Origin of the sequence: Frankia sp. CeD (assembly GCF_000732115.1) — a bacterium.
GTDB lineage: Bacteria > Actinomycetota > Actinomycetes > Frankiales > Frankiaceae > Frankia > Frankia casuarinae.
The window spans coordinates 2,169-15,082 of sequence record NZ_JPGU01000062.1; the positions used below are offsets into that span (position 1 = coordinate 2,169).

The 12,914-nt window shown below is 68.1% G+C and carries 8 protein-coding genes and 1 pseudogene (1 of these 9 only partly in view); 1 reads left to right on the top strand and 8 read right to left on the bottom strand.

What is annotated here, in order from left to right; translation table 11 throughout:
* From CED_RS26400 to CED_RS19790, 4 genes and pseudogenes are all read right to left on the bottom strand, one after another.
* Positions 1–284 (bottom strand): annotated as a pseudogene (locus CED_RS26400) (nitroreductase/quinone reductase family protein); it reaches 160 nt to the left of the window's first position.
* 28 nt (positions 285–312) lie between these two features.
* Entirely contained in the window at positions 313–1,779 is a 1,467-nt protein-coding gene (locus tag CED_RS19780) for an FAD-dependent monooxygenase (protein WP_051868953.1), read from the bottom strand.
* Positions 1,776–2,399 carry a class I SAM-dependent methyltransferase gene (locus CED_RS23110; RefSeq protein WP_051623836.1) on the bottom strand — a complete coding sequence of 208 codons (624 nt, stop codon included), beginning with the start codon at positions 2,397–2,399 and terminating at the stop codon, positions 1,776–1,778. Before CED_RS23110 ends, CED_RS19780 begins: the two co-directional genes overlap by 4 nt.
* Before the next feature lie 11 nt (positions 2,400–2,410).
* Positions 2,411–3,811, bottom strand: coding sequence for a cytochrome P450 (locus CED_RS19790; protein ID WP_200875441.1), 1,401 nt, complete (start codon positions 3,809–3,811; stop codon positions 2,411–2,413).
* A gap of 649 nt (positions 3,812–4,460) precedes the next feature.
* On the opposite strand from CED_RS19790, the gene CED_RS19795 reads away from it, so the two are divergent.
* Entirely contained in the window at positions 4,461–5,867 is a 1,407-nt protein-coding gene (locus CED_RS19795; protein ID WP_160172419.1) for a helix-turn-helix transcriptional regulator, read from the top strand.
* Positions 5,868–5,949: 82 nt separating this feature from the next.
* Here CED_RS19795 and CED_RS19800 read toward each other — a convergent pair whose 3' ends face one another.
* The 4 genes from CED_RS19800 to CED_RS19820 all read right to left on the bottom strand — a co-directional run.
* The gene (locus CED_RS19800; protein ID WP_051623837.1) at positions 5,950–6,153 is read right to left on the bottom strand and encodes an MbtH family protein; all 204 of its coding nucleotides are present in this window, start codon (positions 6,151–6,153) and stop codon (positions 5,950–5,952) included.
* Between the two features lie 44 nt (positions 6,154–6,197).
* Positions 6,198–6,857: a class I SAM-dependent methyltransferase gene (locus tag CED_RS19805; RefSeq protein WP_035913162.1), complete on the bottom strand. Its 660-nt coding sequence runs from the start codon at positions 6,855–6,857 to the stop codon at positions 6,198–6,200.
* Positions 6,858–7,892: 1,035 nt separating this feature from the next.
* Positions 7,893–12,338, bottom strand: coding sequence for an amino acid adenylation domain-containing protein (locus tag CED_RS19815; RefSeq protein ID WP_051868955.1), 4,446 nt, complete (start codon positions 12,336–12,338; stop codon positions 7,893–7,895).
* The coding region (locus CED_RS19820; protein WP_200875442.1) for a phosphopantetheine-binding protein at positions 12,335–12,914 on the bottom strand (580 nt) is incomplete at its 5' end. The genes CED_RS19820 and CED_RS19815, both read right to left, overlap by 4 nt.

The window sequence follows — 12,914 nt, forward strand, 5'->3', positions numbered from 1 at the left end:
CCGCCGATCTCGACGGTGGCCGTTTTCGCCGCCCGCAGATTACGGAACCACAGGGGTTCCGCGGGCGCCCCGCCGAGGGAGCCACTCACTACGNAGTCTCCATTGTTGATGAAGTAGACAACTGGTTTCGTGCGAAGACGGCCCGACTTGCGTCCCGCGACGGTCAGAAGGAGTAGCGGCCTGCCCATCATGCTCTTCCACACCCGCCCTCTGGAGGCGCGGTAGATCCGCACGTTCAACGTGGTAATGACCCGCGTAAAGGTTCGTTCCGCAATGTTCGTCATCGTGTGCCCTTCCAGTCGGTGCTGGCGTTCATACCGATGGTTCGCCGAGCCAGCGNNCAAGCCCCGCCCGCAGGCCCGGCGCGTCGGGGGCGTCGGACGCCCAGCCGACGTGACCGTCCGGGCGTATAAGTACGGCCGCAGGCAGCCGTCCGGCAGAGCGGACATGCACACTGCACAGGTGGTCCGGCCAGAACGCTGCGGCGCTGCTCGCCCACTGGCCGTCCAGGGAGCGGTCCAGGAAGACCGGCTTGCCCGCGGCCAGCAGACTGAAAACCGAGGTGCGCTCACCCGTCGCCTCGGTGAGGTCCGTCTGAGGGAGACGGCGGCCGATCAGCGGGTGGGCGCCCTTGCCGTAGCGCATATGGGTGCCGGCCATCTCGGTGACCACGCCACGCTGAAGGTAGGGGAGGTAGAGAAGCTGCTTGACCGCCCACCGGGCAGCACGCAGCAGCGGCCCGCGCGCAGTGTTGAACCTGAAGACATTCTCGGTCTGCCTGAGAATCTTGGCAGCCAGCGGCCGCAGTTCGGCATCGTAAGTGTCCAGAAGACCGGGTGGGGCCCAGCCCTGGACGGTCGCGGCGAGCTTCCAGCCCAGGTTGACCGCGTCCTGGATGCCGAGGTTGAGCCCCTGTCCACCTGCCGGCGTGTGAACGTGCGCCGCGTCGCCGGCGAGTAGCACGCGCCCCACACGGTATCGCTCCACGAGACGCTGCTCGCTTCGGAAACGGTTGAGCCAGCGAGGGCTATGGATACCCAGGTCCACACCGAGGATCTCGACCGCGCTGCGGCGGATCTCGTCCAGGGTCACCGGCTCCGAGACAGGCACCTGCATGCGCAGGTGGTCCTGGATCATCAGCCGGAAATGACCGTCGGGGAACGGCATCACCGCCACCATTCCCCGCTCGGTGTGACGGGCGAACACCTGCTCGTCAGGAATGTGCCGCAGCTTGACGTCGGCGATGATGGCGGAGAACTGGGACGGCGTGCCGGGAAAGTCCAAACCGAGCAGACGGCGCACGGTGCTCTTCGAGCCGTCGCAGCCGACCAGATAGTCTGCCCGCTCGGTATGCTCTCCCTGGGCACCCCGGACCCGGACGCTCACCCCATCGGCGTCCGGTTCGATCCCGATCACCTCCGTGTTGCGCTCGATGATCGTGCCACGTTTGAGGGCCCAGGTCTCCAGGGCCTCTTCCGTGTTCACCTGCGGAAGAATCAGCATGTACGGGTGCGGCCCGTCGATATACCTGGTCATGTCGATGCCGCGGTTCTTTGAGCCGAGTGAGATAATGTGAGACCTGAGCCCCCGGGAAAGGAACTCGTCCACCTCCCCGCGCATGTCGAGGATCTCCAGACACCGCGGGGTCAGCGCGAAAGCCCGGGAATGCGGATAACGATCGGAGCGCTGTTCTAGGATCCGGCAGGGGAGGCCGGCGAGGCCGAGTTCGGCCGCCAGTGTAAGCCCGGCAGGTCCCGCGCCGACGATGAGAACCGTCACGATGCTTCCTTCCGCCGCGGGGTGCGGTCCGGTCGGGCAACTAGCCGCACGAAGCCGTCCGGCTCGGCCGTGATGCTGAGCGGACGCAGACCCGAGGCCCAGGTAAGGTCGGCGATGTCCGACTCGGAGTGATGCCGGACCATCCGGCCGTTCAATCGCAGCAACAGGCCGATCAGGTGGCCGGGGGGCGCATGCTCGACTACGACAATCAGACCATCGGGCGACAGGACGCGTCCGGCCTCGCGCAGCGCCTGTTCGTGGTCCGCCCAGTGGTTGAAGGCGGTCGTGCTCACCACCAGATCGACACTGCCGTCGGCCAGCGGCAGCCGTTCCGCCGTCGCGACCCACAGGTCGGCCTGCGGCAGCCGCCGGCGGGCAACCTCGATCATCCGTTGCGCCGGATCGACGCCCACCAGCCGCGCCTGCGGCCATGAGCGCGATACGCTGCCGAGCAGCGCCCCAGTGCCGCACCCGACGTCCACGACAGCCGCCGGCTTCATGACACGCTCGGTGACTGCGGCGACGGCCAGCTGGTGGGCGAGGCCGCAGGTCGCCCCATGGCGTTTGTCATAAGTCTCGGCGGACGCGTTGAACGCCGCAACGAATCCTGAGTCCTTCACTGGGCGCCCGTTCACGCCAACTCGACCGACCCACGAACCGTCCCGCTCAGGACAGCCCGATGATTGTCTCGACCCGCCCTGGAAACGGTGACGGGTAGCCCGTCGTCGGGAACGAGCGAAATTTTTATTTTGTGGTTGACCCTTGTGCCGTCCACAATGGAAAGTCGGTAACGCTGCAGGATGATGCTAAGCACGATCTTCATTTCCAAGAGCGCAAAGGAACGCCCCAGGCAGCTGTGCGGCCCGGCGCCAAAAGGCAGATACCCGTACGAGTCCGGCTTCGCGGTCTCCCACCGGTCGGGGCGGAAGCTGAGCGGTTCGAAGAACACTTCCGGAAGCCGATGCGTCACATAGGGGCTGAAGAAGAGCGTCGTCCCCTCGGGTATACCGTAGGANCCCAGGTGGCAGTCCTCAGCCGCGTAGCGCAGGCCCATTGATGCAGGTGGGAAGAGCCGCAGGCTCTCTTTAATCACTCGATCGAGCAACGGCAGCCTGTCGAGATCATCGGGTTCCGGCGCCGTGCCGTGCAGCACCGCGTCCAGCTCGTCCTGCAGGTCATTGCGGACGCGCGGATGCTGATCGAGCATCAGCAGCGTCCACGTCAACGACGAGGCGATGCTGTCATGGCAGAATGAGGTGTATCCCTCGCCCACCAGCTCGTCCTCGGTGAGGCCCTGGCCGTGATCATCCCGAGCAGCAATGAGCATTGAGATGATGTCGTCGCCAGGGTTCTCCCGCTTAGTCCTGATGATTTCGCGTAGCGCGTCATCCAGGTGCTCGGCCGCACGCAGTGTGCGCCGGTAGGACGTGCCCGGCAGGTCCAAGGGGAACAGCAGCGTCATGGGCCTCGTCGCCGACGCTAGCAGTCGCTCGATCAGACCGTTGATCCGGTCCACGTCCTCCGTGGCGGAGAGGTCGAACAGCGTCCGCATTCCCAGCCTGAGCATAAGCCGGGACAGATCCCGGTCGATCCGCCGTACCTCACCCGGCCGGAAGCGGGCGAGTTCCTCCACGGTCACCTCGACGATGGCGCGGTGGTGCCGGGCCACAGCACGCGAGTGGAACGCCGGCTGCATCAGGGTCCGGTGCCTGCGGTGCGGTTCGCCGTTCAGCTTGAGCAGCCCCCGAGTCAGCCGCGCCATTGCCGAGCGGGGCGGCATCCTGAGCTCCCGAAAAGCGTCCGCGATAAAGGTCTGCGGATTACCGAACAACTCGCGCTGGTACTCCGGCCCGAAGACGAAAACATGTGTGGGGTGCCGGGGCGTGCTGGTGCTGATCGCTCCATAGCGCCTGTGCATGGCCGCAAAGAAGGCGAGCGGATCCGCGAGCATTCGCAATGCGCGCAACTGCCAACTAAGCAGCGGGAGCTGCGGCGGACCCGGCATTCGAGGCGTTGAGATCGCGGTACCCACGTACCCTCCCAGAACCGAGGCTCAGTTGTCAAGTATTTACTATATGTCATGACAGATCGGATGACAAGCTTTGTAATTCCGCTTGTGGCAACTCGGCTCGTGGGCGGTCCGCGGCGACTAGGGGCGAGAGTCTGACTGCCACGCCGCTGCCCCTCCGTACTGGGATCGCCTCCCGGCCTGCTACCGCCCGTATCGGTCAGCCGCGGCGACGTTGACGTCAGTCGCCACGGCCGGCCCGCGCCTTTGGGCACCCCGTGCCCCTGGCGTGACCGAACCTGCGCATGTCGGACGCCCGGCGCATGACAGCAGCCGGTGGTGGACGGACGTACGGTCTGTGAGGCCGCCGCAGTCGAGGCGGCGGACCGACTGCGACAGCCTGGTTCCGACGCCGGCGCCAACCAGCTGGAACTGGCGGCCAACGGATGTCGGGCGACTCCAAGAGCTCCGAGGGCGATCGAAAGAGGATCTTCGCCGTGCCGTGCGGTTGCCGTGTGGCCTGGGGCCACGGGGGAGCAGATGTAAGGGGGCCGTTGGCTCCCTCCGTGGGGATCCGCTGGGCGCTGGGTAAACTCTGTTTCGTGGGACACCACACACCAGTCCTAGTTGAGTGACAGACCTCTCAACATGCCTCACAGAGTGGCGTAATCGCGTGAGTAATACGGTGCGACGGCCCAATGAGAGCGCCCAGGTGCAGTCGTTCGGNGCACGCCTACGGCAGCTGCGCAGCGAGCGTGGTCTGCGCCAGCTCGACCTCGTCGGCGACAACATCTCGGCCAGTTACATCTCGCTGCTGGAAGCCGGCCGCCGCGTGCCGACCGACCGCGTGATCCACCACCTGAGCGAGCAACTCGGCTGCAGCCCGGACGATCTGCGGATTCCGACCGAGGACACGTCTCTCAGGTCTGCCGCCGTCCAGATGAAGCTGGCCCGCGCGGCGCTGCTGGTGGACGCGATCAGTGAGGCCGAGTCCTGGTACCGGCGCGTGCGCGTGGAGCACCAGGATAATCACGAGGTGAGCCAGGAGGTCGAGTTCGGGCTCGCCCGGGCGGCCGAGCTCGCCGGGCGCCCGGCGGAGGCCGCCGAGCGTTACCAGCGGTGCCGGCCCGCCGATGCGGATCTTTCTTACCCGCACCAACTCGGCGTAGCGCTGGGGCTGGTGCGGTCGCTGGCACGCTGCGGCGACGCAGATGGTGCACTGATCGCCGCCGACCACGCGCTGCGGCAGATCAGCGAGGTCGGGCTGGCCGTCTCCGACGTGGCAGTGGAAGTCCGCGCGGTGCTCGCTTCTGTGCTGTGCAAACGCGGCGACTACGCCAGCGCGCAGCGGCCCATCGCCGAGGCATTGGAGATCGTTCCCGCGATCGCGGACCACCGCGCCCTCGCCGACACGTACTGGCGCGCGGGGATGGCTGCCTACGAGACCGGGCGGATCGGGCTCTCGCTCGAGCTCGCCGGCTGGATCACCGACGCCGACGCCCACGACTACGGACATACCCTCGGCATGCTGCGTGCGGTCTACGGTGGCCTGTTGCTGCGCCAAACTCCGCCCGATCCGGAGAAGGCCCGGGAGATGCTGGAACTGGCGGTGACCGACCTGGACGCCGCGGGAACGGTCGCCGAGGCCATGCACTGCCGCAGCGACTTGATCCGGGCGCTGATCATGCTCGATCGGTGGCAGGATGCGCGGACCCTCGCGGACGAGGCTCTGGCCCATACCGCCACGCCGCCCGTCGAACGGACTCGCGCCCGTCTGCTGCGGGCGACCGCGCTGTCCCTGCTCGGCGATCTCGACGGCGCGCGCGCCGACTGCGTGTCGGTCCACATGGACCTGCAGGCGCAGCCGACGGGGTCACAGACCTCGCAGCTCTGGTCGCAGCTGGGCGAGGTCCTGACCCAGCTCGGCGACACCGAGGGCGCCATTCACGCGTACCGCTGCGCCATCAACGGCCTCAGCGTCGACGTGCCGCCCACGCTGCTGCCGTCCAGCCCCCGGCGCGGCGGCACCCGGCAGTCGGCCAACGGCACGCCGCGGCGCCCGCTCGAGTCGGGGAGTTGAGGGCGCCGCCGGGCGAGTCCCACATACGCAAGACGGCGCCGGAGGCCCGTGTCCAGACCTACGGCGCCGTCAGCTGAACTGCTCAGCTGGTGCGCACCGACTTTGGCCGCATATCCACCCAGGTCTCGTCGATGTACGCTAGGCAGTCGCGCCGCGGTCCCTGGAAGCCGCCATCCCGCCAGCCGTCCGGTACGTCGCGGTCAAGCGGCCAGAGTGAATACTGCTCCTCGTCGTTGACGACCACCCGGCACGGGTAGGTCTCGTCGTCGGACAGGAAACCTGACATCGGTCCTCCTTTGTCGCCCTGATGTCGTTGCGGAAAGCAGATCGTCAGCGCTTGACAGCGATCGTCAGCCCATCGCCGTACGGAAGCAGGCTCAGGTCAATGCGCTCGTCAAAATGGAGGCTCTCGTTGAACGCGCGCAGCGCGACGGCGTCTGGGTCGGCAGGATGCTCGGCCACGACCAGGCCAGACCACAGCACATTGTCGAAGGCCACGGTCCCGCCCGGGCGCAGCAGCTCCAGCGCCGCTTCGTAATAGGCCTGGTAGGAGACCTTGTCGGCGTCGACGAAGGCGAAGTCGAACGTGCCGGCCTGTCCGTCCGCCAGCAGTTGCTGCAGGGATTCCCGCGCGTCCCCGATCCGCAGATCGACCTTGTCGCTCACGTCCGCCCGCGCGAGGTACTTCATGGCAATGGTGGTCCACACCCGGCTGCTGTCGCAGGCCACCACGCGCCCGTCCGCCGGGAGTGCCAGGGTGGTGCTCAGCAGGCTGTACCCAGTGAAGACGCCCACCTCCAGCGTGCGGCGCGCGCCGAGCGCGCGGACCAGCGTCGCCAAGAACTGGCCCTGCTCCGCCGAGACCTGCATGCTCGCCAGCGGCAGGTGGGCCGTCTCCTCGCGCAGNTCACGCAAGAGCAGAGTATCGCGCAGCGAAACGCCGCGAACGTATGTCTGAAGGTCGTCGGAAAGCTCGATCTGGGTCAACATTTCTACCTCCAGCGGGAACGCGGCGCGCTCACTCAGGGACCTGCTGCAGACGCACGCGCTTGTAATGCGCGAGTACGCCCACCGCCGACTGCTTGGACTTCGGCGTCATCAGGAGGCTGCCAGCCTCGTCGCCGACAAACCGCGCGCAGACGAAGCGATGCGCGTCATAAGTGGCCGCGTACGCCTCCCTGAACCTGGCCCGCAGCGGGACGAGAGCGGGGTCCAGCCCGGCCAGCAGCCGCCCAGACTCGGCAAGGCGTCGGATCAGGTACTCGTGGTCACGCCAGTGAAGACCACTCAACCCGGCCGGAGCGACCGGCGGTGTCAGCGTCGGCCGCACCAGGTTTTCGTACTCCTCGGGGGNGAAGTCTCCGGCGAACCGCAGCGCTGACTCCGAGGCAAGCATCAGCGTGACTGCGAGTTCCAGCGCGGTCATGGCCTGGTCCGCCGCGGCCCGCTTCACAGCATCGGCCAGTTCGTCCACGGCGACGATCAGGCCCTGAATGTAAACCATGAAGATGCGGTGGCCGCGAATCCAGCGCCGTAGCGCATCCGATGAGCCGGCGCCGGCCCGCAACGGGACTGGCCGGTGGCCACCCAAGACTGTCGCATCGAAGCCCGTGAGATGCGCCAGCAGGGCTGCGAAGCCCTCCCGTAGCCGGGTCCATTGAGCGGCGTCGAGGCCGCTGCCGCTGCGTAGCACGTCGTCCAGCAGCACCTCATAACCCGTGAGCACTGTGTGCACCAGCAGCCGGTGGCGGTCACCGTCGACCCGAACGATGGCGAATGCACCGTCGTTGTCGCGGTTGCCGGTGGACTCGGCGGCGTCCGGGCCGCCTTCGACGGTGCCGGCGGGCAGCGGCACCAGGGCGAGCGCCTCGCGCACGGCGGCGAGCACCGTCCCTTCGCTCTCCTGGAGCGTGGCCGCGAGCGTGGCGCTCACATCGGGCACGGCGGCCAGCATCAACTCACGCGTCGCGGCCGGGCTGGGGAGGTGCTCGGGACGCAGCAGCCGAAAGACCGGTTCGGCGGTCATCAGCGGCTCGCCGCGCCCTCGGCCCTGAGCGACCGGCCGGCCGGCAGGAAGTCGACGTCGACCAGGTAGTCGAGGCAGCGATGCGCCATCTCCTCCGTCATCGGAGGGCACGTGACCCCAGTGCCGGCAAGTGCGTCGAGCACGTTGCGGCACTCCTCATCGGGTCTGAGCTCGCCTATGAAAGCGGGATCCAGCGACGGCTGCGGCGCGGCCTCAGCATCACGGATCAGCGGCACCAGCGGATACAGGGAGTGGTCCAGGCCCACCTCCATCGCCCGCCGGCGCGCCTCTTCAAACGGCACGATGTCGAAGTCGTAGCCATACGACTTGATCCACTCGCAGAACCGCCGGATCGAGACGGGCGCCGGGTTGAACAGATGGAAGAAGCGACCGATCGCGGCAGGATTCCGAGAGATCCGAACGATCGCCTCGGCTACGTAGTCGACCGGGACCGTGTCGAAGATTCGCGGGTAGTCCGGCAGGATACGCATCGGCAGGTAGCCCCGCAGCGCCACCAGCAGATAGTCGCTAGTCTGCGTGGCGCCGGTGCGGCTGTGCGACATGATCAGCCCCGGCCGGTAGATGCTGACCGGGACTCCTCGTTCCTGGGCCAGGTATATCGACTTCTCCGCCACCCACTTGCTGCCCGTGTAGCCGCCCGGCACCTCCACCGGGCTCAGCAGCGGCGCCTCGTCCTCGACGAACGGACGGGGCGTGTGGGTGGCGAGCAGGACGTCGATGGTCGATACGTAGTGCACCGCCTTCACCTGCGTGGTGCAGGCCAGCCGCAGCACCTCGTGGGTACCGCGGACGTTGGGGCCGCGCAGCGCCGAGTATGGATAGACGAAGTTGACCAGCGCGCCGTTGTGGAGGATGACGTCGACCTGCCGGGCCAGGTCCGCCCAGCGGGCCTCGTCCAGGCCGAGCCGAGGCAGCGCCAGGTCCCCGGGGAGAGCCTGGATCCGGCCGCGGAACTCCTCGTCCCAGATGAGGTACTGCCGCATCGATTCCTCGATCCGGCGGAACGCGGCCTTACCGTCCGGCGCCCGAACCAGGCAGAGCACGTCTGCCTCGGTCTGACGCAGCAGCTGCTCTAGGAGGAAGGCCCCGAGGTAGCCGGTCGCGCCGGTCAACAGCACCACCCGAGGGTCGTGGTGGCGGCCGGCGGGCAGGCCGGCGGCGTCGACGTCGTCGCTGAGCAGCGCGTCCTCGTCGAGCCGAGTGGCATGCTGCTGGGACATGACTCCTTCCACTCCGAAGCGGTTGTAGACCTCGATGACCGAGGAGACACCAGCCACGGTCGGCACCCGAAAGAACTGGTGGACCGGAATCTGCAGCTGGTATTGGGCCAACAGCCGGGAGGCCAGCCGAGCCACCATGATCGAGGTTCCGCCGATCTCGAAGAAGTCATCGTCAAGACCGATCTCCTCGACGCCGAGCACGGCGGCGAACGCCCGCGCGACGTCCATCTCGAGCGGGGTGCGCGGGGCTGTGCGGGCGCCGGTCGGCTCAGGCGCCGCGGGGGGCTCGGGAAACGCCCGACGGTCGACCTTCCCGTTGACTGTCAACGGCAGCGCGTCGAGCTGGACCCAGACCGAAGGCACCATGTATGAAGGCAGCATGTCGCCCACGAACGCGGCCAGGCTCGCCGGGGTCGGCGCGCCGCCCCGCGGCTCGGGCACGACATACGCGACGAGCCGGCTGCCGTTCTGTCCATCCGGGCGCGCGACGACCGCCGCCTCGCGCACCTGGCTCGACATGCTGACCACCGACTCGATCTCGGCAAGCTCCACCCGGAATCCTCGCACCTTGACCTGCTGGTCGGTCCGGCCCAGGAACTCGATCGCGCCGTCCGTGCGCCATCGGCCCATATCACCGGTGCGGTAGAGCCGCCCTCCAGGCTTGGAAGAAAAGACGTCAGGCAGGAACCGGTCTGCGGTCAGGCCCGGCCGGCGGTGGTAGCCACGGGCCAGACCGACGCCGGCCACACAGATCTCCCCCGGCACGCCCGGTGGCACCAGCTGACCGTCCAGGTCGAGCAGGTATACCCGGAGGTTGTCGACGGGCCGACCAATCGGCGCCGCCTGCGGGTCCGTGGTCCGGGGGCATTCCCAGTAGGTCGCGTCGATGGTGGTCTCGGTGGGACCGTAGAGGTTGGCGACCGACGCACTGAGGCGTTGGAACACCGCCTGCTGGAGCCCGCCTGTGAGCGGCTCCGCGCCCGACAGCAGATGGCGCAGCGAGGTGCACTCCCCCATCTCCGGTTCCTGCATCAGCACCGCATTGGCCGAGGGCACCGCGCCGTAGAGCACGATCTGCCGCTCGTGGATCAGCCGGACGAGTGCGCGCGCGTCGAACTGCTGCGCGGGGGGACTGATCACGCATTCAGCGCCGACGATCAGCGGCCAGAAGGTCGCCCACACCGAGGGGTCGAAGCTGAACGGGTGGTTCTGCAGGACACGCTCGCCGGGCCGCAGCGGCCAGGTGCGCTGACGCCAGGTGAGGTTGTTGACAATTCCCCTGTGCGTCACCAGTACGCCCTTGGGCAGCCCCGAGGATCCCGAGGTGTAGATGAGGTAAGCCAGCGNCCCGCCGCTGACGCCGACCTCGGGGCGCGTGCGCGGCTGGTCGATAATGTCGCCCCACGTCGCGTCCAGGAGGACGGTGTGCGCCTGATGCGACGGTAGCCGGTCCACCAGAGCGGTCTCGGTGAGCAGCACCCGGGTGTCGCTGTCGGCGAGCAGGTAGCCGAGACGCTCCGCCGGGTACTGCGGGTCCAGCGGCACGTAGGCCGCGCCGGCCTTGAGGACACCGAGCATGGCAACGACCATCTGCGCGGACCTGCGCAGGCAGAGCGCGACCACGGTCTCCGCGGTGACCCCGAGCGTCAGCAGATAGTGCGCGAGCTGGTTCGCCCGCTCGTCTAGGTCCTGGTAGCGCAGCTCCTCCTCCTGGTCGCTGACCGCCACCGACCGCGGCGTCCGCGAGGCCTGCTCGGCCACCAGCTCCGCGAGGGACCGGTTTCTCGGATAGTCGTGGTCCGTAGCGTTCCAGGTCGAGGTGATCAGCGCCGCTTCCGCGTCGTCCGTGAGCGACACTGTGGCGAGCGGCGCCTCCGGCCGTCGCGCAATCCTGCGAAGCAGCGTCCGCAGATGAACCAGCAGGCGCTCAGCGGTCGAGCCGTCAAACAGGTCCTCGTTGTAGGTGAGCCGGAGGGAGCGGCCGGTCGGGCCGCCGACGGTGGTCAAGGCGAGGTCGAAAGGGCTGGTGTCGGCCGCCGACGGCACCGGGCTAATGGTGAGCCCGGGCACCGTCATCGGCTCAATGGCCTCACGCGCCGTGAAGAGCACCTGGAACAACGGTGTTCGGCTGAGGTCCCGGACCGGGTTCACCGTGTCCACGACCCGGCTGAACGGGATCCTGGTGTGCGGCGCCACGTCCGCCCGGATCTCCCGCACACCGTCGACCAGTTGGCCGCCGGTCAGCTCCGCAAACAGCAGCGTGCGCATCACCGCGGTGCCGGCTCGGGGGCCGAAGGCACCGGCCGGGCCGGGCATGCGGACGCCGATCGTGACGTCATCCTGCTGGGCGTATCGACCGAGCAGGGCCTGGAAGCCCGCGAGGATCACCGTGTCGACGTCGGTGCCGTACCGGTGGGCCAGCGCGACGAGGGCGTCGACCAGCTCGCGTGGCAGCTCCTGGTGCAGGGTTCCACAGCGGTGCGTCTTCAGCTTAGGCCGGGCGCGGTCCGCCGGCAGCCGAAGCGCCGGTACACCGTCGAGCACGCGCGTCCAGAAGTCCAGCGATCGCTCGGCCTCGCGGCCCGCCAGCCAGGTCTGCTCGGCCTCGACGGCGACCGCGAAGTCGTCGGCGGGAAGCTGCGCGTCCTCGCCAGCGAGGAGAGCACGGTACCCGTCGAACAGAGCCCGGCACAAGAGGTCGGGTGCCCACTCATCCGCGATCGTCTGGTGCAGCGCGATGGCAAGGAGGTGGGTGGTCTCGTCCAGCCTGCCCAGGGTGAGCCTACCGAGCGGCCCGCGCGTGACGTCGACCGACTGGGTAAGCTCCGCGGCGCAGACCGCGTCGAAGCGCGCCTTGCGCCGCGCCTCGTCCTCGCCCGCCAGCTCGACGACGACCAGGGGGATCTCGGAATAACCGCCGACGACCCGCACTGGGCGGCCACCGAACTCTGCGAACGTGCTGCGCAGCAGGTCGTAGTGAGCACTGACCTCGGCCAACGCCTGCTGCAACGCCGCCAGGTCCAGCGCCCCGGCCAGCCGATAGACCCCCAGCACCATGCCGGGCGCCTGGCGGTCGAGTTCGTGCAGCATCCAGGTCCGCTGTTGGTCGGCGAGCAGTCCAGAAGCCGTACCGCCATCTAGCGAGAGGCGTTCGGCCAGCGCTCGGCGTACGGCTTCCCGAGCTGACGGGTCCTCGATCGTCATTCGTCTGCTCCTCTCGCTGGCGCCGTCAACGACGGGTCGACCAGCATCGCTTCGAATTCGCCTACGGGCAGCCGTGCCAGGTCGTCCAGCAGGCTGTCCTGCATGCTCATAACCGCCTCGCTCGCCACCGCCGTGCCCAGGCCGCGCTCGACGCTCGCCGCGACTGCCTCCACCGTCGAGTCCAGGAACACGTCGCGAATCGGGACGTCAATCCCAAAGAGCGCGTGGAGCTCGTCGACCATGCGGGCTACCAGCAGGGAATGACCACCCAGATCAAAGAAGTTGTCTCGCAACCCCACCCGCTCGACACCGAGCAGCTCCTCCCACACCAGCGCCACGCGACGCTGAACGACCGAGGCCGGCGCCACAAACCGCGCCACCACACCTCGCGCCGCCCCCGCATCCGGCAACGCCCCGCGATCCACCTTGCCGTTCGGCGTCAACGGCAACCGCTCCAACGCCACCCAGCCAGACGGCACCATGTACTCAGGCAATCGCCCCCGACAGAAATCCCGCAAAGAACCGGCCAGACCCTCACCATTCACACCGTCAACCGGCACCACATACCCCACCAGC

Coding starts and splice junctions, on each gene's coding strand:
- CED_RS19800 (WP_051623837.1), bottom strand. CDS start 6,153: ATGTCAGGTTTCCTGTCCGACGACGAGACCTACCCGTGCCGGGTGGTC.